A 25,345-nucleotide genomic window follows, 5' to 3' on the forward strand; every position below is an offset into this window, starting at 1 on the left:
GCCACCAGCGTAAACCCGGGATTAACATCGCCTGCCTATTGTCCGTGCAAATTATTTCCCGCGCCAGTTGCCGGACAGACTCATGAAAATCGGTACGCTCCTGACCACCGCGATCGTCTCGCTCTCGACCGTGGGCGGCGGCCTCGCCGTCTACGTCGCCGTAACGAAATACCAGACGATGGAGCGAATCACCGAAGCCCAGGGGCGGCTGGCGACCGTCCGCGCCGTTAGCGACATCCCGCGCTACCTCAATCCCGAGCGCGGCTTTTCCACCAACATCCTCTATGGCCCTCCCGCCGTCGACCCGGCGCTGCTGGCCGAACAGGACAAGCTGCGCAAGCAGACCGATGCCGCCCGCGACAGGATGAACGCGCTGCGCAAGGACCTGCCGGGCCCGTTCGACGACGGCAACACCACCGGCGGCAACATCGACGCCATCAATTCGAAATTCACGTCGCTGCGCGAGGCCATCGACAAGGCGATGTCGGGCCCGCCTGAGGCGCGCAAGGACGCCGCCAAGAAGATCGTCGCCGACAACGCCGTGCTCAACGCCAGCGTGACTGCGCTGCTCAACGAGCAGGTCCGCCGCATGGCGATCCTCAACGGCGACGCCTACCGGCAGGCCAGCTACGCCAACATCGCGATGACGTTGCGCGACGTCGGCGGCTTCAACTCCAGCCTGCACAAGAACCTCGTCGGGGGCAAGAAACCAGCGACCGATACCGAGAAGGCCGAGATCAGCCGCTCGCAGGGCCGCAACGATCAGATCGTGATGTCGCTGCTGGAGCTGCGCGGCAATCCCGCAACGCCGGCGAACATCGCCGCCGCACTGGAGAAATTCAACGCGATCTACATCGAAGAGTTCGGCCGCGAGCTCAAGCTGGTGAAGGAGGGTGCGGTCAGCGGCAAGTACGAACACGACATGGACACCTATTACACCGCCACGCAGCGCGGCCTCGGCACCATCATCGAGGTCCGCGACGCCTTCTACGACAACGCCGAGCACATTCTCGCCGGTGCCTCCACTGCGGCCCACACCAGCTTCACCATCGCTCTCGCGGGCCTTCTCGCCGTGCTGATCGCCAGCGCCGGCCTCATCGTCACGGTCCGCCGCCGCGTCTGCGCCCCGATCGTCAATCTGACAACGCGGATGTCGCGGCTTGCCGATGGCGAGGTCGCGGAAGAGATTCCCGGCGCCGAACGTTCCGATGAAATCGGCGCGATGGCTGCGGCCGTCCGGGTCTTCAAGGACAACATGATCCGGGCTGACAGCCTTGCGGCGGAGAAGCAGGCCGAAAACGACGGCAAGATGCGCCGCGCACAGGCGCTCGACGGGATCACCCGCGCGTTCGAAGCCAAGGTCACCGAGCTCGTCGGCGGCCTGTCGCGCGCGTCCTCCACCATGGAAAGCACGGCGCAGTCGATGACCTCGACGGCGGCCCAGACCAACAGCCAGGCCGCGGTCGTCGCCGCCGCCTCACAGCAGACATCGAGCAACGTGCAGACCGTCGCGAGCGCCACCGAAGAGCTGACCTCTTCGATCTCGGAGATCGGCCGTCAAGTGGCCCAATCCACCGAGATCGCCGCCCGCGCCGTCGACAACGCCCGCCGCACCGGCGACACCGCCCGTGCGCTGGCCGAGGGCGCGCAGAAGATCGGCGACGTCGTCACGCTGATCCAGAGCATCGCCGAGCAGACCAACTTGCTGGCGCTCAACGCGACCATCGAGGCTGCCCGCGCCGGCGACGCCGGCCGCGGCTTTGCGGTGGTTGCTGCCGAGGTGAAATCGCCCGCGGGCCAGACCGCCAAGGCCACCACCGAAATCTCCGAGCAGATTTCGGCGATCCAGGCCGCGAGCGACGAGACCGTCACCGCGATCCGCAACGTCGCTGACGTCATCGGCGAAATCGACCAGATCGGCACCGCGATTGCGGCCGCGATCGAGGAACAGGGCTCGGCGACCAAGGAGATCGCCCGCAGCGTCCAGGAGGCCGCGCGCGGCACCCAGGAGGTCAACACCAACATTTCAGGCGTGCAGCGCGCCGCCGACGATACCGGCACGGCCGCAAGAGAGGTGCTGGGCGCAGCCGAGCAGCTCTCGACCCAGTCGCGCGATCTCGCCGGACAGTTCGACCGCTTCCTCGGCGAGGTCAGGTCGGCGTAGCAACCAAATTCGTAGCCCGGATGGAGCGAAGCGTAATCCGGGAATCGTGCCGCAAACACCGACGGCACCGGATTGCGCTGCGCTCCATCAGGGCTACGGGACATCAATAAGGCGGCGCCTTGCGCGCCCGCTGCGCCTTGGCGGCCTCGATCCACCACGCGAGATCGTCGGCGAAGCGCGGGAACGAGCGTTCCAACGCCTTGCCGCCTTCGCCGATCGGTTCGCCCGCCTCCGACAGCGTCTGTGCGATCGGGCCGACGCCGATGGTGCTCGACACCACCACCATACCCATCTCCGACAGCGTGCCGTGCCAGGCGGTCGAGGCACGCGCGCCGGACAGGCGGCCGGCCGAGTAGCTCACGATCGCGGCCGGACGCCAGAACCACTCCTCGAGAAAGTGGTCGGTGAGATTTTTCAGGCCCGGCTGGATGCCCCAATTGTACTCGCCGGTGACGAAGACAAAGCCATCGGCGCCGCGGATCTCTCCGGCCAGCTTCTCCAGCGCCTCAGGTGCGGAGCCCTTGGGATATTCCTTGTACATACGATCGAGCATCGGCAGGCCGATCGCCTTGGCGTCGATGAACACGACGTCGTCGCCGCGACCGCGCAGGCGATCGATGACGAAATTCGCAAGGCGTATGCCCATGCGGTCGGAACGGTAGGAACCGTAGAGGACGAGGATGCGATTGCTCATGGCCGGTAGTATAGCACGGATCAGCAGGCCGGCCTCAACGTTTTGACGCGCTAGGTTCGCCGTCCGTGCTCGAGAGTTTGCGACGGTGTCTCGCCGAACCTGTCACGATAGCTTCTGGAGAAGTCGCCGAGATGCCAGAAGCCGAACGCCAGCGCGACGGCCTTGACGCTGTCGGCACCGGCGAGCAACCGCTGACGCACCAGCCACAGCCGCCGCAGACGTAGATAGCGGTGCAGGCTCATGCCGCGATAGCGGCGGACGACGTCGTGCATGGTGCGAACGGACAAGCCGAGCTTGCGCGCGATCTCGTCGCTGTAGATGGGCTGGGAGAGGTCGTCGGAAAGCAGCGCGCGGATGTCCTGAAAGACCTTGAAGTTGCGCTCGTCATTGGGGCGCAGGGTCCATCGCGCGGGACCCATACTTTGGAAAATTGCGTCCACAGTCCCCAGCAGGGTCTCCTTCATGGCGGCCGCCTTCAGCGGCACGTCGGGCGCATCGACCGGCTCCGAAGCGGCTGCCAGCACCTCCCGAACCACACCGCGGAGCCGGTTCAAGCCCGCGGCGGTCGTTTCGAAGATGTTGAAGCAGAGGGCTGCTTGTGGCCAGCCGCGATCCGTCACCTCCGGCCTGAACACCACCGAGCCGATTTGCCGCGGCACTTCCTCGATGGTGGTGTAGGTTGCGCCGCCGCTGCCGATGACGATGACGGGTCGTGTGCGCTGCGTGCCGTTGAATCGAACCGGCACGTCCAAATCGTCCATCGTGAATCCGATCGCGGTACAATTCTCGACGAGCTGTGCGTCGACGACCCGCGGAAATGCCCGCGTCAAATTCACGTCGCAGCCGGGCAGCGACAGAATGGTCTGCTCGGCCGAAATCCTCCGTACGAAAGGCGTGAACTCGAAGTTCAGGCCTCGTATGGCACTTCGAAATTCATCGACGTCGGTGAAACGAAACACCTTCGGCGCTAGCGTCGGCGCATCATCAGTTCTGTTCATGGCAAATGTGAAACTTCGCGTCGCAACACACGCGCGTCCGGCGACGATGCCGGCCCAACTTCCCCGTTCCGGTGTCCCTTAAGTCTGAAAGAATCACTTCGAACTATGTTGACCAGTTGGCGAGCGTCGAAGTCCAAGGACAAGCCGGCGCATCAAATCTCGCCAATTTTCGATAGCGTTTCCCGTGTGGCCAGCGGTGCACATATACCTAGACGAGCAAAATCAAAATTTCAAATTAACGTTTGTCGAGCGGAATAGAAGCAGTTCGATAGTCCAAATTAATTTTAGGTCAGGCCCCTGCCATGATGGCAAATTCGCCTGCTGATATTCTCGCTGAATTGGAAGAGACGGTCGCAACGTGCCCGGCGGAGCGTTGCGCACGCATTCTCTCCGGCATGGTGCAGTTGCTCACTGGTAGCCGCGGCCAGTGCCGGGAATTGCTCGTCAACGTGGTCGACGGTGTTCTGCTGCGATTGACGGAACGGGTCGAGACCAGCGCACTGGTTCAGCTCAGCATGGCGCTCGCCGAGCTTGACATCGCGCCTCCCGAAACATTGTGGCGTCTCGCCTCGCACGATAATCCGGACGTGGCATGTCCTGTGTTGCTCAAGTCGCGCGCACTTTCCGCGGCAGATCTCGAGGCTGTCATTGACTCCCGTGGCGAGTGGCATCGACGCGCGATCGCCGCCCGCAGCGACATCGCGCCGACCGTGACCGAAGCGTTGATCAAGCACGGCGGCCCGATCTGCCTTGCCCTGATCAAGAACCCGGGAACGAAATTCTCCGACGCAGCCTATGCAGCGCTGATTGCCATGGCCGACCAGGACGGCGAGATCGCGAAGGCGCTGGTGCTCCGGCCCGGCACGCCCGACCTGGTCGTGCGCAAGCTGCTCTCCGCCCCACCAGCCCGGAAGGCGCCGGCCACGCCCAACCCGCTCGCCGCGTCGCCGGTGCCGGAAACGGAGCCGGCTCCGCCAAAGCGGCCTTGCAGGGCCGACTACGCCAGCGCGAGGCCGGAGATTGTCGTCCTCAACCGCATCGGCAAGCTCAACGATTCCACGGTGAACCGTTTTGCGATCCGCGGCGAGACGGCCAACCTATTCACGGCGCTGTCGGTGCTTTCAGGGGCGCCGCTCGAAATCATCGAGCGTGTCGTGAGCGACGACGATTGCGAGGGGCTGGTCATGGCGTGCCGGGCCTCGCGGCTGAACTGGCAGACCACCCTTACCATCCTGAGCAACCGCAGCGGGAAAAGGCTCTCCTATGCCGGGCGCGAGCGCGCGCAACGGATCTTCGAGACGCTGCTTCTGTCCACCAGCCAATGGACAGTGCGATGGGGGGAAATAGCGGCAAGCGCCAACACGAGCGATCCGGCAAATCGCGGCGCGAAGATGGGGGTTAGCCGATGAAGTTCGACGGTCGCAAAGCGCAGCGCGTGAAAATGGATCACAAGCAGCCGGTCAATCTGATGGGCTCGGACGGCACGTGGCGGCGCAGCTGCGTTCTGCTCGACATATCGCAAAGCGGTGCGAAGATCGAAGTCGAGGGCACGCTCGACGTTCTGCGGGCCAAGGAATTCTTCCTGCTGCTGTCGTCGACGGGGCTCGCCTACCGGCGCTGCGAATTGGTCTGGATCGACGGCACCACCGCCGGCGTGCACTTCGTCACCGCAGACGGCAAGAGGAAACCGGCAGCCGCCGCGCAGACTGCCGCTCAGAGCAAATAGGCCCCAAGGATTCATCAGCCCATCCACTCAGCATAATTCAGGTCAACCGTGCAGAACGCGCGAATTATATCCCGCCGCGTCAAGGGCGACGGCGGCATCCGAGAGAAGGAAGCGGCACGCCCGTTCGTGCATGTGCTGGCTGATTCTTCAGACAAATTGTCGAGCGTCTGTTCGATGCTCGAGCAGCAGTTTGCCGTCGCAGGCGAACGGCTCGACGCGGAAGCCAAGCTGTCCCAGGTGCCGTTCGCGATCGTCATCCGTGCGGAATTGCATGATGTCCACACCATTGCGGCCATCAAGAAACGAGGCGTAAAGCTCGCGAAGGCAACCAAGCGCATCTTCCTGGTCGAGCACTCCTCTCACATGAGTATCTCGCAGGCCTACGCGCTCGGAGCCACGCTCGTCCTTCCCGGGACGATCGACAAGATCAAGCTGCTGGCAGCGCTGGTTGATCCCGCCGAAGAGGCGCCTGCTTCCTCAGGTCACGCGCCGCAGCCGGACAACGCCGTCGAGACCGCGGCGATTGCCATCGCGTCGATGTTTGCCTCGGTGACATCGGGGCAGCCGATTGACGTCAGCGGCGCCAGGGAAGCCGGCCGCCAGATCGCCGATCGCATCACCCAGCATGGCCTGTCGGAATGGCTCACGACGGTGCGGCGCCATCACGAGGGGACCTATCAGCATTGCCTCCTCGTCACCGGCGTCGCCATCGATTTCGGCCTGAGCCTTGGCGTCGGCAGGTCAGATCTGGAGCGGCTATACACGGCGGCCATGTTCCACGACATCGGCAAGGCCCGGATCCCGCTTGCCATCCTCGACAAGCCCGGCCGTCTCGATCCGGAGGAACGTGCCATGATCGAGACGCACCCGGTGGCGGGCTACGATTTTCTGAAAGACCACGACAATATCTCGCCGGAGATCCTCGATGCCGTGCGGCATCATCACGAATTTCTCGACGGCAGCGGCTACCCGGATGCGCTCTGCGCCGGGAACATCGGCGATATCGTGCGCATCCTGACGATCTCGGACATCTACGCTGCCCTGATCGAGCACCGGCACTACAAGCCAACGATGCCGCGGGCAGAGGCTTATAACATTCTCTGCGGAATGAGTGGAAAGCTGGAAAAGGCACTGCTGACCGCGTTCAGACAGGTCGCACTCACGAGATGAGCGCAGCAACCCGTCTCGACTCCAGCCTAGTGCGCGGCGCGGTGTCTGGTGCGGCGCGGAACGGTCCGGCAGGCCAGCCCTTCGGCCAGCAGCTTCATGTCCTCGTGCCGGCCGCTGCGGATCATCCGGCCGAACTCTTCGGGGGTGAAAGGAAGACTTGGATCATCATCGATCGGACGCCGCACTCGCGGGCCGAAGAACCGTCGAACCAGGCTAGCGAGCCGCCGCATGTCAATTCCCTCGCGCCAGCATCAAACCTTTCAGTCCGCACATTGTTCCTCCCGCACGATCGAGAATGCAAGAGGCCGCCAAGCGGTCCGCACCAAAAAAAATTCGGCGAGAGAATAATCTCCTCTGCCTGCGCTACTCGGCGAATCCGACGTAACGCACGAAATCGTCGTTGCCCTCGCGATCGGAGCGAACGGCGTTCGCGGCAAAGTTGTCGTCGGGATAGCCCATCGCGACGCAGGTCATGATCACCTCGTCCTCCGGAATGTTCGCGACCTCGCGCACGATGTCGGAACGCATGATGCCCTGCCCGTTAATCACCGAACCGAGACCGCGGTCCCAGGCCGCGAGCACGATGCCGTAGCAGAGCGCGCCCAGATCGAAATGGCAGACCGCGCCGGGATCGAGCACGCGGTCATAGGTCAAGACCAGCGAGACCGGCGCGTCGAACTGGCGGAAGCCGCGCAGCACCCAGTCCTGCCGCATCGGCTTGTCGTCGCGCGCGATCCCCATCGCGCCGAACAGTTTCTTGGCGACGTCGACTTGCCGCGTCCGGTGCACGCCCTGGTATTCGCCATGGCTGACGATGTCGCGCTTGACTTTGGCGCCGCCAACCATTTCCTCCATGTTGCGTCGGCGCAGCTGTTCCAGCGGCCCGCCTGTGAGCACGTGGACATGCCAAGGCTGGGTGTTCATCGACGACGGCGCACGTTTGGCACTGTCGATGATCGCCTCGATCACCGCGCGCGGCACCGGCTCGTTCCTGAAGCCGCGCACGCTGCGGCGCGACTGGACCAGCGTTTCGAATTCCACCTCAAGACCTCCCTGCCCGTTCATCCCATGGCATCGCAAACCCTGGCATGGCAACTGCGAGCCGTTGCCGATGCGGCGCGCCATATCTATGCTAACCCGCAAGCAAGACCAAGAACCCTGTGAGGATCCCAACATGGCCGCACCGCTCGATCCCGTCATCGCCCAGATCATTCCGCTGCTGCCGATGCGCGATGCCAAGACGATGACGCCACAGAGCGCACGCGATTCCTTGCGCGCACTGGCTGCCTCACGCGCGGCCATAGCGCCGCCGCCGGTGGACATCGTCGCGGATATCAAGGTGAAAGGCGGCGCCGGACCGCTCGATGCACGTATCTACCGGGTCGGCACCACGCCGGCGCCGACCGTGGTGTTTTTCCATGGCGGCGGCTGGGTCGCGGGCGACCTCGAGACTCACGACCGGCAGGCACGCAACCTTACGATCGAGACCGGCGCGGTCGTCGTCTCCGTCGACTACCGTCGCCCGCCCGAAACGCGCTTTCCCGGCGCGTTCGAGGACGCCTTTGCCGCGGTCAGCGACGTGTTTGGCCGCGTCGCGGAATTTGGCGCCGATGCAAAACGCCTCGGCGTTGCCGGCGACAGCGCCGGCGGCAATCTCGCCGCCACCACCGCGATCGCCTGCCGCGACGCCGGCATCAAGCTCGCCGCACAACTCCTGGTCTACCCAGTAACCGACGTCCTCGGGAGTTATGCGGACGCGCGCGAGAACGCACACTTCCCTTCGCGCGCCGAGAATGCCGAAGGCTACTTCCTCTCACGCGCCGTGATGGAGTGGTTCTGCGGCCATTATCTCGCCGATCCCTTGCATGCGACCGACTGGCGCGTATCACCGCTGCGCGCGGCTTCGCTCGCCGGCGTCGCGCCCGCGATCGTGACCACCGCCTGGTTCGATCCCCTCCGCGACGAGGGCACAGCCTATGCACGCGCGCTGGAAGCCGCCGGTGTGCCGGTGAAGCATCATGAAGGCCCCGGCCTGATCCACGGCTATTTCGGCCTCGGCGACGCCTCCGCAGTGGCGCGAGCCGAAGCACAGCGCGCACGCGCGGACTTCAAGGCGCTTCTCGCGCGCGGCGCCTGAGGGCGACGCCCGGAGCGGCAGGATCGGCTGCCGCGCCGGCCAGCGCTCAGGCTTTGGCTGCGGGCACCTCGAAGAAGCCCGTCGCCTGAACGAGGCGGCCATCGTCGCCGAAGCGGCCAAAACTCTCGCCCGTGACGAACACGCGACCGGCGCCGTCGTACATCGTCCAGCGAAAAAGCCCCTGATCATGGTGCTCGAGGAAGCTGTCATTCCTGAAATGCGCGCCGGGAAACTTGAGCTGGGTTTGACCGATGCGCGCCATCAAGGCGTCGCGTCCCTCAATCTGCGAGCCCGGATCGGTATACACGCAGTCCGCGGCCACGCTTTGCTCAAGCAGCCGACGCCGCTCGTCGTCATCGATGGGTCCCCACGCCGCCTGATAGGTGTTCCAGATCTTCAGTCGCGCTTCATCGCTCATCTCGCAGAACCTCTCGTGGCCTCATGCCGCTTCCGTCAAATTGACAATTATTGATATCTTGTCAATATGACCCGACGTTCAATTCCAACGCTTGTGAGGCTCATGGCTCGTTCCAGCATTTCGAAAGAGGCGCTTGCCGTCGAGGCTGCAACGGAGGTGTTCTCCCGCTACGGCCATGCCCGCACGACGATGGGCGACGTCGCCGCCAAGGCGGGAATGTCGCGGCCGGCGCTCTATTTGCTCTTCCCCGACAAGGATGCCGTGTTCGCGGCGGTGATCCAGCGAATGGACGAGCAGAAGCATCGGGAGATCAGGGCCGCAATCGCGCGCCTCGACGGCCTTCACGCCAAGCTGCTCCACGCCTGCAAATCCTGGGGATCGCATGGCTTCGACCTGATCGAGGCGCATCCCGATTCGGCAGATCTGTTCGACCTCCGTTTCCCCGCAGTTCGGAAGGTCTACGACAACTTCCAGTGTCTGGTCGCCGACCTCATCCGCGATCAGGTGAAGGCCGCCGGGATAGCGATCGAGCCGGAGGTGCTGGCGCGATGCCTGGTGTTCGGCATGCGGGGACTGCGCGAAACCGCCAGGAACGGCAAGGAGATGCGGCGGCTGATCGCCGTTCAGGTCACCATGCTCGTCAGAAGCATCGATGACGGCAGTTGAGCTGCGAAGAGCCGCCTATCGCGGCCTCCCCGCCCGTTGCGCGTTGGTGTGCCCCCACGTTTGGTCCCAATCTTGACCGGCGGCATCGACGACGCGGCCGTCGGCTTCGAAGAACTTGTTCGGCACCTGGAAGATCGCCAGGATCAGGGCGCCCTCCGGGCACCAGGCCGCATGCCGGCTGCCCGCCTCGCGCCAGATGAATTCGCCGGCCTTGCAGGCAATCCCCTTGGCCGGTCCCTGGTTGTCGACGAGAGCGCCCTCTATGACATAACTCTGCTCGACGCCGACATGCTCGTGATCGGGCAGCACCGATCCCGGCGCAAAGCGCATCCAGGCCGTCATCAGACCGCTGCTGCGATCGAACAGCAGCGTCTTGGCCTCGCAGCCGGGAAAGCGCGTCTTCTGCCATTCCATGTCTTGTGGCCGAACCAGGTGAGAATGCCGGTCAGAAGCGGCATCCGGCATGTTCGCAATCAGGGTCTCCATCACGATCTCCCTTCGGCTAAACTCGCCCGAAGCTAGCAGGATCGCCCGTCCCGGTCAGCGAGCAGTGCAGCAGACCGTGGGCCCCGTCGAACCCGCGTTCGAAAAATCGCCAGGAAGACCGGACGGCAGGCGCTCATCCAGCTTGATTGCGCCACGATTCCCGGCTCCAATCCGCGTGCCATTTCTGGTTTAGGGAGACAATCATGATGAAGCGGATTTTCCTGGCTGCGATCGTTGCCACGTTTGCAGCGGGTTCGGCCTTCGCGGAGGACACCTGCGAAAGCAAGGCCGTCGGCAAGGACGGCAAGGCCCTGGCTGGCGCCGCCAAGACCTCGTTCATGAAGAAGTGCAAAGCCGAAGCCTGCGCGCCCAAGGCCGTCAGCGCCGAGGGCAAGCCGCTCGCCGGCGCCGCCAAGAACAGCTTTATGAAGAAGTGCGAGATGGGCGCGTAAGGCGCCGCGAATTCGCTGCTGCTTTAGCGAGCAATCGCCAGACGAACTGCCACATGGCCGGGCTTGTCCCGGCCATTCGCGTGTGTGTTTGCGTGTGCCGGCTTCCAGACCAAATCATCCGAAAGCGTCGCCCTAGACAGGAGCTCTCGACTGACCGATCATGTGGTGCTGAGCGAAGCGGGGCGCATCGACAAGGCTTTCTAGGAAAGGGACGTCAAGATGTGGCAACCTCGAGTGCGTCATCACTTCATCGCGGCAATGAGCATGCTCTTCGCGCTGCTCATCGGACTTGAAGCCGCGAACGCGCGGGGCCCGGGACTGCCCAACGTCATGGTGCTCGCAACCGGCGGCACGATCGCCGGCAGCGGGGCGAGCAGCACCACCGTGGTCGGTTACACCGCAGCCACGGTGGGCATAGAGACCCTCCTGAATGCCGTCCCCGAACTGAAAACGGTGGCCAACGTCAAGGGCGAGCAGGTTTTCCAGATCGCCAGCGAGAACATGAACAATGACTACTGGCTGAAGCTTGCCAAGCGCGTCAACACGCTGCTCGCGCAGGACGACGTCGACGGCATCGTGATCACGCACGGGACCGACACGATCGAGGAAACCAGCTATTTTCTGGACCTCGTCGTCAAGAGCAAGAAGCCCGTCGTCGTCGTCGGCGCAATGCGACCGTCGACGGCGATCAGCGCGGATGGGCCGATCAACCTCTTTAATGCGGTGATCCTCGCGGGCAGTGACGAGGCCGTCGGCAAGGGCGTGCTGGTTGCTCTTAACGATCAGATCAACGCGGCTCGCGATGTCACCAAGAACAACACCTCGACGGCAGACACCTTCCGTACACCGGAACTCGGCTTTCTCGGCTACATGCAGGGCAACAAGCCGTACTTCTATCGTCAATCGACGCGCCGCCACACGGCGGACTCCGAATTTGACGTCTCCAGCCTCGATGTCCTGCCGCAAGTCGATATCGTCTACGGCTATGCCAACATGAACCGGGTCGCGATCGACGCTTTTGTCGGCGCCGGAGCCAAGGGGATCGTGCATGCCGGCGTCGGCGACGGCAGCCTGGCCAGGCCCGCGGTCGAGCCAGCTCTCGACGAGGCCCGCAAGAAGGGTGTCGTGATCGTTCGCAGCAGCCGTGTCGGGAACGGCATCGTCGCACGCAATGGCGAGGCCAAGGACGACGAACACGACTTCGTCGTTTCGGATACGCTCAACCCTCAAAAGGCGCGCATTCTGCTGATGCTGGCGCTGACAAAGACGACCGACACGAAGGAAATCCAGCGGATGTTCTACACTTATTAGGGCGTCCGACCTGCGGTCGCTCTACTCCCGCTTGAACCGGTAGTCAAAGGCGGCGCCGCGCGGCTTGATCAGGCCGACGGTCGGCGCCGGAAAATGGACAGGCAGGATCAGCGTGTCGGTGTCCGCGACGGAAGCAAAGAACTTTCGCCGCGACACCGCCGACTGCTTCGGATCCCAATCCGGTCTGGCCGACCAGTCCGGCTCGCGGCACTGGATCTGATGATGCATGAGGTCGCCGGCGACCACCGCGCGGCGCCCCTTCGAGAAGATGTTCACGCAGCAATGGCAGGGCGAATGCCCCGGCGTCGGCGTCAGCGTGACGGTGTCGTCGAGCGCGTAATCGTCATCCACCAGGAGCGCCTGGCCTGCCTCGACGATCGGCAGGCAATTGTCGCGAAACACGGTGCCGGGCGGGTTGCAGCCCTTGGCATGCTCGGCCTCCCAGGCCGCATATTCACCCTTGTGGAAGACGTATTTCGCATTCGGGAACGTCGGCACCCAACGACCGTCGCGCAAGCTCGTATTCCAGCCGGTGTGGTCGATGTGAAGGTGCGTGCAGAACACGTAGTCGATCTGCTCAAAGCCGATGCCGAGCGCGAACAGCTCGTTGCGCCAGCGCGCCTTGCCCGGAAAATCGAACGGCGGCGGATGGCCCTTGTCCTCGCCGGTGCAGGTATCGACCAGGATGGTATAGCGCGGCGTGCGCACCACGAAGGTCTGATAGGTGATCACCATCATGCCGCGCGCGGCGTCGAACACCTCCGGCTCCATCGTCGGCAAATGCCGCTTGAATACGCCCTCGTCATAGGCCGGGAAAAAATCCTGCGGCCGCCGCCACGGGCCCTCCCGCTCGATCACCGCGTCGATGGTGATGTCGCCGAACCTGACCTGCTTCACGCGCGTTTCGCTCCCTTTTTTGAAAGAGCGTAGCGAGAGCCCCTGAAACGCGCAAGCAAGCGAATGGATTGCAAATCTCTCGATCTGGTTGTAGCCCGGATGGAGCGAAGCGTAATCCGGGAAGGTGCCCGCGTGGTTCGCTACCGGCGCAACTTCGTCCCTGGCGGGACCTTCTTCTTCACGGTGGCGCGGGATGATCGAAGATCATCCGCGTTGGTCGATCATGTTGACAAACTGCGCGACGCATTTCGTATGACGCGCGCCGACAGGCCGTTCACGATCGATGCAATCGTGGTCTTGCCGGACCACCTGCATGTCATCATGACGATGCCCGACGCAGACTCCGACTTCTCCGGCCGGTGGCGGCGCATCAAGAGTGTCTTCACGCATCAACTCGCCACTTCAGGTGCCGCCATCTCCCGCAATCGTCGTGGCGAGTTCTCTCTGTGGCAACGGCGGTTTTGGGAGCACACCATTCGCGATGACGCGGATTTTGAACGATGCACGAATTACATTCACTACAATCCAGTCAAGCACGGGTACGTCTCTTCGCCGGCAGACTGGCCGCATTCATCGCTCCACCGCTACGTCCGCGAAGGCCTGCTTCCGCTCGATTGGGGAGGATCTGGAGGGGTTGTTGGTACCTTCGGCGAACGCGAAGACTGACCCGGATTGCGCTTCGCTCCATCCGGGCTACAAGATTTCAATGGGCCCCTGTAGCCCGGATCGAGCGAAGCGTAATCCGGGGCCGGACCAACCGCATCGCGCGACTGCCCACGCGGCACGAAACCCGGATTGCGCTTCGCTCCATCCGGGCTACCGCCGATCACTACGACCGCAACCCCGGCGCTTCCTGCCCCGTGCGCGCGACATATTCCGTGTAGCCGCCGCCGAACTGGTGGATGCCTTCGGGCGTCAGCTCCAGCACGCGGTTCGACAGGACGCTGAGAAAATGCCGGTCATGCGAGACGAACAGCATGGTGCCCTCGAAATCCGACAGCGCCGTGATCAGCATTTCCTTGGTGGCGAGGTCGAGATGGTTGGTCGGCTCGTCCAGCACCAGAAAGTTCGGGGGATCGAACAGCATCTTCGCCATCACGAGGCGCGCCTTCTCGCCGCCCGACAGCACGCGGCAGCGCTTCTCGACGTCGTCGCCGGAGAAGCCGAAGCAGCCGGCGAGCGCGCGCAGAGAGCCCTGCCCCGCGGTCGGAAACGCATATTCGAGTGACTCGAACACCGTCTGCTCGCCGTCGAGCAAATCCATCGCATGCTGCGCGAAATAGCCCATCTTGACGCTGCCGCCGACCGCCACGGTGCCATCGTCCGGCTCGCTCGCGCCCGCGACGAGCTTGAGCAGCGTCGATTTGCCGGCGCCGTTGACGCCCATCACGCACCAGCGCTCCCTGCGGCGGATCATGAAATCGAGCCCGTCATAGATCCGCTTGCTGCCGTAGCCCTTGAACACCTTCTTGAGCGCAACGACATCCTCGCCGGATCGCGGCGCCGGCGGAAAGTCGAACGCAACCGTCTGGCGGCGGCGCGGCGGCTCCACCCGCTCGATCTTGTCGAGCTTCTTCACCCGGCTCTGCACCTGAGCTGCGTGAGAGGCGCGCGCCTTGAACCGCTCGATGAACTTGATCTCCTTGGCGAGCATGGCCTGCTGGCGCTCGAACTGCGCCTGCTGCTGCTTCTCGCTTAGCGCCCGCTGCTGCTCGTAGAACTCGTAATTGCCGGCGTAGGTGGTGAGCGAGCCGGAATCGATCTCGACCACTTTCGAGATCACGCGGTTGATGAACTCGCGATCGTGCGAGGTCATCAGCAGCGTGCCTTCGTAATCGTGCAAGAACTTCTCCAGCCAGATCAGGCTTTCGAGATCGAGATGGTTGCTCGGCTCGTCGAGCAGCATGACATCGGGCCGCATCAGGAGAATGCGGGCCAGCGCCACGCGCATCTTCCAGCCGCCGGACAGCTTGCCGACGTCGCCGTCCATCATCTCCTGGCTGAAGCCGAGGCCGGACAGCGCCTCGCGCGCGCGGCCGTCGAGCGCGTAGCCGTCGAGCTCCTCGAACGCGTGCTGCACCTCGCCGTAACGCGCGATGATCTCGTCCATCTGGTCGGCCTTATCAGGGTCGGCCATCGCGGTCTCGAGTTCGTGCAGCTCGGCCGCCACCGCACTCACCGGTCCCGCCCCGTCCATGACCTCGGCCACGGCGCTGCGGCCGGCCATCTCGCCGACGTCTTGGTTGAAATAGCCGATGGTGATGCCGCGATCGGTCGAGACCTGCCCCTCATCGGGCGGTTCCTCGCCGGCGATCATCCGGAAGAGCGTGGTCTTACCGGCGCCGTTCGGCCCGACGAGCCCGATCTTCTCGCCCTTGTTGAGGGCGGCGGACGCTTCGATGAACAGGATCTGGTGGCCGGCTTGCTTGCTGACGTTGTCGAGGCGGATCATGGGGTCTTTTTGGGGGATTGTTGCGTTGCAGCGTCAATAGGCCATGCGGGCCGCCAGGGGAAGCCCGGCCAGGCCCGGATCAGCCCCGTCTGCCGCCAAATTCGCGCAATTCGACCCGCAGCTTAGGCCTTATAGACCTCGACCGTCTGCATCATGCCCATCTCCTCATGGTTCATCATGTGACAGTGGAGCATGTAGACGCCGGTGAAATCGATGAAGCGCGAGCGGAACACGACCTGGCCGCCCTTGCGCTCCACGATCACGGAATCCCGCCATTCCGGCACCGCCAGCGCCTTGCCATTGGCCGAGATCACCTGGAACGGGTTGGTATGGATGTGGAAGACGTGGTCGTCATGCTCATGCGTGTTGACGATGGTCCACTCCTCGACCGCGCCCAGCTTGACCCGCTGATCGATGCGGCCGGGGTCGAACTTCTTGCCGTCGACGAAGAACTCGAATTCCTGCCAATGGCCGGCGGCGTCGGCCTCCGGCGCGGTCGCCGACAGCACCACCTTGCGGCGGTTGGTGATCTCGGAGTCCTTGATGGTCGCGAGCGGAGCCGGCGGCAAGGCGCGCGGCAGCTTCATGTCCATCGGCGCGCCCGAGACCACGACCCGCGCCAAGGGCCCGACCGGCGAAGGGTGGCCCTGATCGTAGGGCGTGGCGTTGAAGGCGTAGGTGCCGGGGCTGCCTGCCTTCACCAGAATGTCGGCGCGCTGACCGGGCGCAATCAGGACCTGCTTGAGCGGCTGCATGGCGCCGAGCTGGATGCCGTCATAGGCGATCGCTTGCAGATCGTGCTTCTCCAGGTCGAGCAGCATGTCGTCCTGATAGGCGGCATTGAGGATGCGCCAGCGCTGCACCTCGCCGGGCCGCATCTCGATCATTGGCCGGCGTTGGCCGTTGATGGCGAGAAAGCGCGTCGCGGTCTCGGGAAACAGCGTCTCGAAATTCTCGACCATGCCGTTGGAATCGTAGACCACCTGGGTGAGCACCATGAGCCGTTCGCGGGCTGTGGCGATCTCGGGAATTTCGGCGAAATCACCCTCGATGACGACGGCGCCGACCATGCCAGAGGACATCTGGATGTCGGCGCTGCCGTGGTGATGCGGGTGATACCAGTAGGTGCCCATGGTGTGATCGGCCGGCAGGGTGATTTCGATGTTGTAGCTGCGGCCTGGCGCCATCGAGCGCATGACGTTGTCGGAAATCCCGCTCGGGCTGGTATGCGCGCCGTGGAAATGGAAATTGGTGTTGTTGAACTGGTGCGGATGGCTGATGTCGGCCGGCAATCCATCGCGGTTCGGCGGCAAATCGTTGATCATCTTGATGCGCAGGGTATCGCCGGGTTTCATGCGCAAGGTCGGGCCGGGGCTGCCGCCCTCATAGGACCTGACATAGAGCCTGACGCCGCCGATCTGGCGATAGGCATAGCCGACGCGCATGGTCGTGCTCAGCACGCCATTGACGGACCGCCGCACCTCGGGCTCGACCAGCGCTTGGTCCATGGCGGGAACGGGCGTTTCAGCGACCATCCCCATGCTCGGCGACATGTCCGCGGTGTGGGACATGCCCGCATGGTCGTGCACGGCGTGCTGGGCATTTGCGGCACCTGCGAACAGCGACAACGCGCCCGCCTTGAGACCGCAATCCAGCAATTGACGGCGCGACAATGTCGTCGTGCCCATGGCGCTGGTGACTGAAGACGCACCGTTCGGATCCTGCTGCATTTGAATTGCGCCCCCTGTTGCCGGACCGTCTTCCGTTCGATTCGACTCTAAAGCAAGCACCAAACCACAATTCGAGGCGCAAGCGCACCACATTCATTGGTTGTAAACCTCCTCAGCCGTTCTATCGTCGCAGGATGCATCGTGACGGATTCGCGCTGGCGCTGACCTATGCCCTCCGGACATCGCATGCTGGCCGCATCCCGATGTTCTCGAAACTCTGTACAAGGATATGATCATGAGGCCTTCGCGACGTGAGTTCGTGAAGTGGTTGTCGGCGGGAGGCATCTCGGTCAGCCTGTCACATCTGGCGTCCGCAGCCGGCGTGCCCTTCGCAGCGCACGAGACGCTGCCTGGACGCGGCAAGTTCAATCCCGCGACGGCGGGCGCCGGCCGGATCGACGGCGTCGCCAAGGTCACCGGTGCGAAGCTTTACGCTTCCGACTTCCGCGCCAATGATCTGCAGGGCTGGCCGCAGGCCACCTCGCACGCCATCCTGGTCCGCGCCAACGACGCCACGCATGTCTATACCGGGCTGGACCTCGCCCGCCTCGGCGGCGCGCTCAAGCCGTCGGTCGTGGTGACTGCCGCCGATCTCGACCGGATCGGGACCCAGGTGCCGGAGTTCTACGCGGGCGACCTGTTCTGTCCGATCGGCAAGACGCCGCTCTATCTGGGACAGCCGGTCGCGCTTTTGATCTTCGAGAAGTTCGACGCCTTCGATCAGGCACGTCTGGCGCTACGCGACGGCACGTTCGTCCAATTCGGCGAGGAGACCGGGCCAGTCGTCGTCCCCGATTACGGGGCCTTCCGCTTCACCCGCGTGGCAGGCCCCTCGCCTGACAAGCCGGATGTCTATTCGCCGCTCCAGGCCGGCTGGGTCTCGCCCAAGAAGGTCCAGAGCGCGGCGCTGCCAGTGTGGTCGCCGCTCGCGAAGGACATGCCCGCGGATTACGCCAAGGCGGCGAAATATGGCGAGCAGATCCGTGCCGAGCTTGCAGCGGATGACGCCTCCATGCTTGTGCTCGACCGCGAGTTCGAGACGCAATCGGTCGACCCGATGTTCCTGGAGCCGGAATGCGGGCTCGCCTGGTACGACGGCAAGGGCGGCAATCTCGAACTGCTGTTGGGCGTCCAGTCGCCCTACGAGGCGGCGGAATCGATCGCGCATCTCTTGGGCAAGGCCCGCGCGCCCTACAAGCCGGCGCACATCAACGCGCAGTTCGCCCATGTCGGTGGCGGCTTTGGTGGCCGCGATCACACGCCTTTCATTCTCTATGTTGCGCTCGCGGCGGTCTGCTTTCCCGGCAAGCCCGTGCGGCTGGCGCATGACCGCTACCAGCAGTTTCAGGCCGGCATCAAGCGCCATTCGATCAAGATGCGCTCGCGCATCGGCATCGATCGCGTGACCGGCAAGATCAAGGCGTTCGCCGCCGATCACGTGCTCGACGGCGGCGGGCTCGCCCATTTCTCGGCCAGCGTCGCCGTCGTCGCGGCCACCGGCGCGATCGGCATCTACGACATTCCGAAGGTCGACGTCAGGACCGTCGCGGTGCACTCGCGCGGCGTGAGCGCGGGCTCGATGCGCGGCTACGGCATCCTGCAAGCCATGACGGCCCTGGAGGTCCTGATCGACGAAGCGGCATCCGAGCTCAAGCACGATCCGATCGAATTCCGGCGGCGCAACGCGCTGCCGCAGAACGGTCGGACCATGACGGGCAATCCCTACATCGTCTCGGTGCGCACGCCCGAAATCCTCGACAAGCTCGAGAAGCATCCGATCTGGCAGCAGCGGGCGCAGTTCAAGCAGACCTCGTCGGATCGGCTGGTCGGCACCGGCGTCGCCTGCGTGACGAAAGATTATGGCTCCGGCGCAGACGGCTCGCTCGGCCGTGTCGAGCTCGCCCCTGACGGCAAGATCGTCATCTATTGCGATCATGTCGAGATGGGCAACGGCATCGGGACGGCGCTGGCCAACCGCGTCGCCGGCCATCTCGGCGCCATCGCCGACGAGGTCTCGGTCGCTCGCGTCGACAGCTATGACGTGCTCGGGCTGGTCACGTCGGGCGATCCCTCCACCATGGACCAGAAGACCCAGGATGCCGCGGAGAAAAACCCGCGCTGGGTGCCTGCGATCAGCTCGCCGACGAGCTCCTCGATCGGCGCCCATGTCGGCACCCATTCCGCCGCGGAAGCCGCCCGCGTCATTTTCCGGTTCGGCCTGTGGCCCGCGGCGCTCGAGCTGTGGCGCATCGCAAAGACTGATCCGCGCGCGGGACAATGGGCCAGCGCAAGCTGGAAGAACGGCCAGCTCACCATGCCCGGCCTCGAACCGCTCGCCCTCTCCGTGCTCTCGGCAACAGCTCATTCGCGCGGCTTCGTCACCGGTGCGGTTGCGCACAGCTTCTCGCGCTGGGCGTGGTCGCGGGCACGCTTCCCGCTGCTAGGGGAGCAATACCGCGCCGACATCGACGCGCTGGCGATCCGCAAAGGCAACGGCAAGTTCGAGCGGATCAACCGCACCAGCGTCAAGTTTCCGCCGACCGACAACAACCGGATCGGCACCGCCTACACCTCGATGTGCGGCACGGTCGTTCGCGTCGAGATCGAGCGCGCAACCGGGAGCTTGCGCATCGCCAAGGCCTATAGCGTGCTCGAATGCGGCACCGCGCTCGTGCCCGAGGTGGTGATGGGCCAGGCCCAGGGCGGCTTCGCCATGGGCGTCGGCTACGCGTTGCTCGAAACCCTGCCCCCGTTCGAAGGCGGGCCGGGCAACGGCGAATGGAATCTCGGGCGCTATCTGGTCGCACGCGGCTCCGACCTGCCGCTCCGCGATCTCGAGATCGAGATGCTGAAGCCGCAGACGGCAGACGAAGCACCGAAGGGCATGGCGGAGGTCGTGATGATCCCGATCGTGCCGGCGCTGATCAACGCCATCCACGACGCCACCGGCCATCGCTTCCGTGCGCTGCCGGTCACCGCAAGCCTATTGAAGGGAGTGCTCGCGTGACGACCCTCAGCCTCACCATCAACGGCCAGAAGCACGGTCCGATGGACGTCCGCGACGATCTCTCGATGAATGATTTTCTGCGCGAGATGCTGGGCATGACCGGCACCAAGTTCGGCTGCGGCGCCGCGCAATGCCTGAGCTGCGCCGTCATCGTCGACGCGCCCGACGGCACCAGCACCACCAGCCCGACCTGCGTCGCGCCCGCCGTGAATTTCGACGGCAAGTCGATCCGCACCGTCGAGGGGCACGCGAAGGACGGCGAGCTCTCGACCCTGCAAAAGGCCTTCATCGCGCATTTCGCCTTTCAGTGCGGCTATTGCACCGCCGGCTTCCTCAATGAGGGCCAGGTCTTGCTGGAGCGCCTGTCGCGGACACCGGTGGCGCGCGAGGCACTGGAGCAGACCATCGCGGATGCGCTCGACGGTCATCTCTGTCGCTGCACCGGCTACGTCAAATATCACGAGGCGGTGCGCGACGTGATCCTCGCCGACTCCAAGCGCTACCTCATGGCCACCAAGTGACGCGCATCATGATCTCCGACCTGCGGTTCAAGATGATTGCTGTGGTCGCCGCCCTCGCCGGCAGTCTCAGTGCGGGCTTTGCGGCGTCGGGGACGGCAAGCCACGCCCTCGCCTCACCCGAGAGCTTTGCTTCGATCGGCGACACAGAGAAGCGTTCGGCCGCAATCTTCACCGAACTCGGCAAGGTACTGACGCATCCGCGCTGCACCAATTGTCATCCGGCCGGCGACAGGCCGCACCAGGGCGACAATGCCCGCCTGCATCAGCCACCCGTCACGCGCGGCGCCGACGGCCACGGCCTCGAGGCGATGCGCTGCAACACCTGCCACCAGAAGGCCAATTTCGAGCCCGGCCGCATGCCCGGCCATCCCGACTGGCATCTGGCCCCGCGCGAGATGGCCTGGGAGGGCAAGACTGTCGCCGAGATCTGCGAGCAGATCAGGGATCCTGCGCGCAATGGCGGCCGCAAGGTGGAAGACCTGATCGACCATATCGGCAAGGACACCCTCGTCGGCTGGGCTTGGAAGCCCGGCTTCGGCCGCTCGCCCGTGCCGGGCACGCAACAGCAGGCCGGCACGCTGGTGGAAGCCTGGGCGAAGACCGGAGCGGCGTGTCCGGCGCCGTGAGCGGGTGCTCACAAATTCGATTTGGATGAATAGCCGCTCTAAACTTGCGAGTAGATATCGTCAGCCCACGTTAAAGGAGTCGGCTGAGGACCAATTCCCGAGACCGCCGCACTTCGAAGTAAGTTTTGCCGCCTCGTTCGAATCCTGCCCGCTCGTAGAAGCGCAGAGTCGTCTCACGCTTGGACCCCGTTGCCAAGTGGACCTTATAGCAATCGGCCTGCGATGCGATCTCAAGCGCATAGGTGAGGACCCGTCGCCCGAGCCCTAATTTGCGATGGTCGGCGTGGGTGACTACATTCTCAATGACGCCATATGATCGGCCCCCCCGAGACAGATTGGGCACAATTGCGAGCGTGCACGACGATAGAAGCCGTTCACCTGCTTGCGCCACGATCACAGTCACAAAGCTCGATGAAAGCAGATTGGACCAGACGCGCTCAGCCGTAGCTGGCTCCAGTTGAGCTTCGTGAGGATGGAGATGCCTGTAAAGGTTCAAAACCTGATGCAGGTCGTGTTCTGTTGCGTGACGGACAATAGCATCTTTCATCTAGTGATCTCTTGCAAAGCAAGTCGCAGTTGCGGAGCATATTGCAACCACAATCTCATATCCGAGGCCGCACTGTCTCCAGAACGTTCAGAGCCTCCACCACCGAATTGTAGATCAATTGGTCATCCGGCTTGCGGTTTTCTTTGAGCTTCTCCACGTTCGCACGATCAACCCAGAGAGTTTCTGACAACTTGCCGGTTTCGAGAGCTGGTTTTGTGAGGTCCCCGTCGACGGTCACGATGAACTGTCGTTCTTCGTAGGGTGTCGGCCCATAGCTCCAATACTTAGGTGTTAGCTCAAGAACGATGTTCTTGAGCTGCCAACCTGTCTCCTCATGTATTTCGCGGCGCAGAGCAGAAAGAACATCCTCGTTGTCTTCGACGTGCCCGCCGATCAGGTCCCAACACCCGGGAAACAACCCGCGCGTCAATGAGCGCCTTTGCACAAAGACTCGTCCTCGACCATCAACCACCATCGCGTCCGCGATAAGCTGCTTTCTTACTGACATTTCGTCGGTCTCGGAGTGCGGCAAAGATTACTCCTAGAGGCGCCCACTTGAGGCCGACGCCGCGGTCTCAAGGTCCAATCTTGATCCCGACGTCCGAGGTCCGCAACGGTTCAAAAGCGGCGGATGCCGGGTTGCCGTCGGATTTGTCTCCAAGAGCCGACATGACGCGTTCAGGCGCCCCCTCGGCTAAGGGAAAAAGCGCTCCCTACTGTCGCGTTCCATGGATCGGCTGCTTTAGCGGCTCTCACCCTGGCGAACGAGAGTTTCTCGAAAGAAATCGATGATGCTGGCATTGAACTCGCGATGGAATGCCCTCCTGTCGAAACCTGGCGGATCAGCACAGAAGCGAGGAAGCTTCTCCGCGAACTCTGCCGAGCACGGCGACAGGAAAGCAAAATGACCGGCAGGCACCACACGCACTTCCTTCTTGCCGGGCAGCGACTCAGCAACGAGCGCTGAGTTTTTCGGGTCTACGCCTGCACCCCCAAACTCTGATCGCCAGATCAGCAGCGGGATTTTTATGTCTGCCAAGCGGTCGGCGGGAAAGGCAAAGTTAACTGCCGTATCGGCGAGCACTGCGGCTCGGATACGAGGTTCGTGAGGCAAGCTGTTTGGTATGTCGCCGCTACGGAGTTGCTCGCATGCCCGCGTTCGGTTCGCATCCGAGCAGTAAAGCGCAAATCTCCGGAGATCGGGATTGCCGCCCGCCAAAACCAATCCGGTATAGGCGCCGAGCGAAAACCCAAAGAAGCCGATCCTGGAGGAATCAATCGCAGCCCGGTCTTTCCAGTCATTCAAGATGAAATAAAGCAATCGGATAATGCTGGCGGGCCGGGATGCCAGAATGGAAAGGCTGTCTCGCTGCGAGGAATCGTTTCCATTGTCACCCGGAAGGCTGATCGAGGCGACGACAAATCCGGCGTTTGCCAGAGCCTGCACCGTGTCATCGTGTTGTCCGAACCAACCGCCGCGTCCGTGTGAGACAATCACGAGTGGCAATTTCGTTCCTGTGACAGGACAGTCCTTCGCACCTTCAATCGCTTCAATAAATTGGACGGTGAGTTTGCCGAGCGGCACTCGTTGCGCCGCTGCCGCGCAAGGGTACCATATAGCGCCGGCCAGACTTGGATCGGTATCCAGAAGCTGAACACCGGCAGCCTGTGCAGACGAGGTCAAGCAGCCGAGTACGGCAGCATAGATCCAATACAATCTGACCATCAGCGTCCCCATTCGCCAGCGAGCTATCGGATTAGCCCATGGCCGAAGTGTGTTGCGTGGCCGCATTGAACGCCGCTATCGGTCAAAAGCAGCCATCGCGCAGATTGCACGTCGGCTCACCTCCCGAAAGCGGCCGCCGCGGTGTTCTGAGCTAAGGTCCGTCACGGGCCACAAGCGGACGTCTACTGCGTTCTAAAAATGCTGCGTAAACAAAGACAGACCGACGCCAATCACAATCAAAATCATCATAACGCACGTGGGACGTACAGGCGTCGGCGCGCCAGGCCGGAACGTTCGCAATGTGATTGCAACATACAGCATCGGGATCAGCGCGACGGCTGAGACGGTCAAGATCGCCCACGGCGCCAGCGTTCGCCCGTGTAAAGCGCAAAACACAACCAAAGGAGCGTAATGCCTAATGTGGCAAAACCACTGCCAATGATTTTCAGCATGCCGAGAATGATTGCTTGAACACCCGAATCGAGTTCGTTGAAGGGCTTTCCAACTACGATAGCGTGATACGGCAGGTAAGCTTCGCGACGCATATATCTCACACCGAACAAGACTCCTCCGAGAGCCACAACAATCACCATGGCCAACGCCAAATCCTGCATCCTTTAGACCCCGCCTATTCGATGCCTTCGCCGATTTCGGCAACGAAGCTAGTACTCTTTATGGTTGTTTCAATAAAGGGTATCAACCCTGCTCGCGCACTTTATATCGCTTCGGCCCCGGTTTATCGGCGACGGCGGACGTCGCGGCGGCTGAGACGCTCGTCGGCATGGGGCCATTAACGGAAACAGTCGCGCTCTAGCCATTTGGAAGACTCCCTCGTCCCAAAGGCAGGTATGCTGCCGTTTGCAAGGCAGGCCCTGTTCCACGAGAAGGTTCTATGGACGCGAAATCAGCCGCACGATTTAAGCAGCACGCAGAGCGGGTCGTTGAGGAGTTATCCTTGGCGCTTACGCTCGCCAAAGAAGCCTCTCCAGCAGATGAGTTTCTAAGATTGAGGGCATCGATGGGCGATATCATCGCCCAGATAGACACCGTGCTTCAAGACAACATTTACAAGGATCATCCCGATCTGAACGGTATGAAATACTGACCGTTAACGTCAGCTTTGAGTCCAAGCGGTCCTCACCCGCATGCGCACGAAGGGTCGGCTAAGGGGCCAACAGGCGGCTCTCGCGGATAATCAGCACGATTTGAATTAAGCGTTTAAGTAACGCGAAAGAGCGCCTCCCTTACAGGTTGCAATCGTAACGTCGCAGATTGCATGCGGAAAAAGAGCGGGACGAGGCTGAGACGCTGTGATGAAATGGCCTCTGCCGTATCCAAGGTGCGGGGATGTGATGGGTATTCTATTCATCGTCGTTCTGCTGTGCCTTATAGCTATGAGCTTCTATTGGCTTCCACCTTCTAAGCTGAATAACGGCTTCGGTCCGAATTGGGATTGCACCCCTGTCCCTAATGGCCAACCGATCTGCATCAGAAAACTAGGTCAGTGAACAGGGTTCGCAGACGGAATTAGAGATGGCCACCCGTTGGAGCGGCCTCAACTTGTTCTGTCGCGCCAACTTCGCCATCAGCGAACGGTGCCGCTCACTCTGTCGTACG

26 protein-coding genes are annotated in these 25,345 nt (G+C 63.0%); 13 read left to right on the forward strand and 13 right to left on the reverse strand.

Annotated elements, in window-relative coordinates; translation table 11 throughout:
• Positions 1–82: 82 nt before the first annotated feature.
• Positions 83–2,164: a methyl-accepting chemotaxis protein gene (locus AC0L3K_RS09200; protein WP_473365786.1), complete on the forward strand. Its 2,082-nt coding sequence runs from the start codon at positions 83–85 to the stop codon at positions 2,162–2,164.
• A gap of 103 nt (positions 2,165–2,267) precedes the next feature.
• Here AC0L3K_RS09200 and AC0L3K_RS09205 read toward each other — a convergent pair whose 3' ends face one another.
• Together AC0L3K_RS09205 and AC0L3K_RS09210 are read right to left on the reverse strand one after the other, a co-directional pair.
• Complete coding sequence (locus tag AC0L3K_RS09205; RefSeq protein WP_007591764.1) at positions 2,268–2,858, reverse strand: NADPH-dependent FMN reductase; 591 nt, start codon at positions 2,856–2,858, stop codon at positions 2,268–2,270.
• Between the two features lie 50 nt (positions 2,859–2,908).
• Positions 2,909–3,856 (reverse strand): AraC family transcriptional regulator, encoded by a 948-nt coding sequence (locus AC0L3K_RS09210; protein ID WP_219683899.1) that lies wholly within the window; start codon positions 3,854–3,856, stop codon positions 2,909–2,911.
• 302 nt (positions 3,857–4,158) lie between these two features.
• Between AC0L3K_RS09210 and AC0L3K_RS09215 the strand changes: the two genes are divergently transcribed.
• From AC0L3K_RS09215 to AC0L3K_RS09225, 3 genes are read left to right on the forward strand one after another with little or no spacing between them, the layout of a single operon-like run.
• A complete protein-coding gene (locus tag AC0L3K_RS09215; protein ID WP_007591766.1) occupies positions 4,159–5,265 on the forward strand; it encodes a DUF2336 domain-containing protein in 1,107 nt (368 codons plus the stop codon).
• The gene (locus tag AC0L3K_RS09220) at positions 5,262–5,582 is read left to right on the forward strand and encodes a PilZ domain-containing protein (protein WP_007591767.1); all 321 of its coding nucleotides are present in this window, start codon (positions 5,262–5,264) and stop codon (positions 5,580–5,582) included. The genes AC0L3K_RS09215 and AC0L3K_RS09220 overlap by 4 nt, the downstream gene beginning before the upstream one ends.
• A 48-nt stretch (positions 5,583–5,630) precedes the next feature.
• Positions 5,631–6,752, forward strand: coding sequence for an HD-GYP domain-containing protein (locus AC0L3K_RS09225; protein WP_219683898.1), 1,122 nt, complete (start codon positions 5,631–5,633; stop codon positions 6,750–6,752).
• Positions 6,753–6,778: 26 nt separating this feature from the next.
• Here the strand turns inward: AC0L3K_RS09225 and AC0L3K_RS09230 are convergent, their stop codons facing one another.
• The gene (locus AC0L3K_RS09230; protein ID WP_007591770.1) at positions 6,779–6,982 is read right to left on the reverse strand and encodes a hypothetical protein; all 204 of its coding nucleotides are present in this window, start codon (positions 6,980–6,982) and stop codon (positions 6,779–6,781) included.
• A 133-nt stretch (positions 6,983–7,115) separates the two neighbouring features.
• The gene (locus AC0L3K_RS09235; RefSeq protein WP_219683897.1) at positions 7,116–7,793 is read right to left on the reverse strand and encodes a nitroreductase; all 678 of its coding nucleotides are present in this window, start codon (positions 7,791–7,793) and stop codon (positions 7,116–7,118) included.
• 133 nt (positions 7,794–7,926) lie between these two features.
• Between AC0L3K_RS09235 and AC0L3K_RS09240 the strand changes: the two genes are divergently transcribed.
• Complete coding sequence (locus tag AC0L3K_RS09240) at positions 7,927–8,889, forward strand: alpha/beta hydrolase (protein ID WP_219683896.1); 963 nt, start codon at positions 7,927–7,929, stop codon at positions 8,887–8,889.
• Positions 8,890–8,935: 46 nt separating this feature from the next.
• Here AC0L3K_RS09240 and AC0L3K_RS09245 read toward each other — a convergent pair whose 3' ends face one another.
• Positions 8,936–9,307 (reverse strand): nuclear transport factor 2 family protein, encoded by a 372-nt coding sequence (locus AC0L3K_RS09245; protein ID WP_219683895.1) that lies wholly within the window; start codon positions 9,305–9,307, stop codon positions 8,936–8,938.
• 102 nt (positions 9,308–9,409) lie between these two features.
• Here AC0L3K_RS09245 and AC0L3K_RS09250 point away from each other — a divergent pair, with 102 nt between their 5' ends.
• On the forward strand, positions 9,410–9,973 hold the full coding sequence (locus AC0L3K_RS09250) for a TetR/AcrR family transcriptional regulator (protein WP_007591783.1): 564 nt from the start codon (positions 9,410–9,412) through the stop codon (positions 9,971–9,973).
• A gap of 15 nt (positions 9,974–9,988) precedes the next feature.
• Here AC0L3K_RS09250 and AC0L3K_RS09255 read toward each other — a convergent pair whose 3' ends face one another.
• Entirely contained in the window at positions 9,989–10,459 is a 471-nt protein-coding gene (locus AC0L3K_RS09255) for a cupin domain-containing protein (RefSeq protein ID WP_473365787.1), read from the reverse strand.
• 203 nt (positions 10,460–10,662) lie between these two features.
• Between AC0L3K_RS09255 and AC0L3K_RS09260 the strand changes: the two genes are divergently transcribed.
• On the forward strand, positions 10,663–10,911 hold the full coding sequence (locus AC0L3K_RS09260) for a hypothetical protein (protein WP_007591786.1): 249 nt from the start codon (positions 10,663–10,665) through the stop codon (positions 10,909–10,911).
• Between the two features lie 219 nt (positions 10,912–11,130).
• A complete protein-coding gene (locus tag AC0L3K_RS09265) occupies positions 11,131–12,222 on the forward strand; it encodes a type II asparaginase (protein ID WP_219683894.1) in 1,092 nt (363 codons plus the stop codon).
• A gap of 21 nt (positions 12,223–12,243) precedes the next feature.
• Here AC0L3K_RS09265 and AC0L3K_RS09270 read toward each other — a convergent pair whose 3' ends face one another.
• Positions 12,244–13,119: an MBL fold metallo-hydrolase gene (locus tag AC0L3K_RS09270; RefSeq protein ID WP_219683893.1), complete on the reverse strand. Its 876-nt coding sequence runs from the start codon at positions 13,117–13,119 to the stop codon at positions 12,244–12,246.
• 132 nt (positions 13,120–13,251) lie between these two features.
• On the opposite strand from AC0L3K_RS09270, the gene AC0L3K_RS09275 reads away from it, so the two are divergent.
• On the forward strand, positions 13,252–13,785 hold the full coding sequence (locus AC0L3K_RS09275) for an REP-associated tyrosine transposase (RefSeq protein WP_219683892.1): 534 nt from the start codon (positions 13,252–13,254) through the stop codon (positions 13,783–13,785).
• Positions 13,786–13,948: 163 nt separating this feature from the next.
• On the opposite strand, the gene AC0L3K_RS09280 is transcribed toward AC0L3K_RS09275, so the two are convergent.
• Positions 13,949–15,571, reverse strand: a complete 1,623-nt coding sequence (locus AC0L3K_RS09280; RefSeq protein WP_007591795.1) for an ABC-F family ATP-binding cassette domain-containing protein — start codon at positions 15,569–15,571, stop codon at positions 13,949–13,951.
• A 122-nt stretch (positions 15,572–15,693) separates the two neighbouring features.
• Positions 15,694–17,301: a multicopper oxidase family protein gene (locus tag AC0L3K_RS09285; RefSeq protein ID WP_219685715.1), complete on the reverse strand. Its 1,608-nt coding sequence runs from the start codon at positions 17,299–17,301 to the stop codon at positions 15,694–15,696.
• 235 nt (positions 17,302–17,536) lie between these two features.
• Between AC0L3K_RS09285 and AC0L3K_RS09290 the strand changes: the two genes are divergently transcribed.
• The 3 genes from AC0L3K_RS09290 to AC0L3K_RS09300 are packed head-to-tail and all read left to right on the forward strand — an operon-like array spanning position 17,537 to position 21,455.
• Positions 17,537–20,308, forward strand: a complete 2,772-nt coding sequence (locus AC0L3K_RS09290) for a xanthine dehydrogenase family protein molybdopterin-binding subunit (RefSeq protein ID WP_473365788.1) — start codon at positions 17,537–17,539, stop codon at positions 20,306–20,308.
• Positions 20,305–20,829 (forward strand): (2Fe-2S)-binding protein, encoded by a 525-nt coding sequence (locus AC0L3K_RS09295; RefSeq protein WP_007591800.1) that lies wholly within the window; start codon positions 20,305–20,307, stop codon positions 20,827–20,829. Before AC0L3K_RS09290 ends, AC0L3K_RS09295 begins: the two co-directional genes overlap by 4 nt.
• Before the next feature lie 8 nt (positions 20,830–20,837).
• Entirely contained in the window at positions 20,838–21,455 is a 618-nt protein-coding gene (locus AC0L3K_RS09300) for an Isoquinoline 1-oxidoreductase subunit (protein WP_219685699.1), read from the forward strand.
• Positions 21,456–21,525: 70 nt separating this feature from the next.
• Here AC0L3K_RS09300 and AC0L3K_RS09305 read toward each other — a convergent pair whose 3' ends face one another.
• The 4 genes from AC0L3K_RS09305 to AC0L3K_RS09320 form a co-directional block, all read right to left on the reverse strand.
• Entirely contained in the window at positions 21,526–22,002 is a 477-nt protein-coding gene (locus tag AC0L3K_RS09305) for a GNAT family N-acetyltransferase (RefSeq protein WP_219685700.1), read from the reverse strand.
• Positions 22,003–22,057: 55 nt separating this feature from the next.
• On the reverse strand, positions 22,058–22,534 hold the full coding sequence (locus AC0L3K_RS09310) for an NUDIX hydrolase (protein WP_219685701.1): 477 nt from the start codon (positions 22,532–22,534) through the stop codon (positions 22,058–22,060).
• 210 nt (positions 22,535–22,744) lie between these two features.
• A complete protein-coding gene (locus AC0L3K_RS09315; RefSeq protein ID WP_473365789.1) occupies positions 22,745–23,728 on the reverse strand; it encodes an alpha/beta hydrolase family protein in 984 nt (327 codons plus the stop codon).
• 347 nt (positions 23,729–24,075) lie between these two features.
• Positions 24,076–24,327, reverse strand: coding sequence for a hypothetical protein (locus AC0L3K_RS09320; protein ID WP_219685703.1), 252 nt, complete (start codon positions 24,325–24,327; stop codon positions 24,076–24,078).
• Between the two features lie 293 nt (positions 24,328–24,620).
• Here AC0L3K_RS09320 and AC0L3K_RS09325 point away from each other — a divergent pair, with 293 nt between their 5' ends.
• Positions 24,621–24,833 carry a hypothetical protein gene (locus AC0L3K_RS09325; RefSeq protein WP_219685704.1) on the forward strand — a complete coding sequence of 71 codons (213 nt, stop codon included), beginning with the start codon at positions 24,621–24,623 and terminating at the stop codon, positions 24,831–24,833.
• Positions 24,834–25,345 lie beyond the last annotated feature (512 nt).

The sequence above is a fragment of the Bradyrhizobium sp. MI1.10 genome (assembly GCF_055811035.1).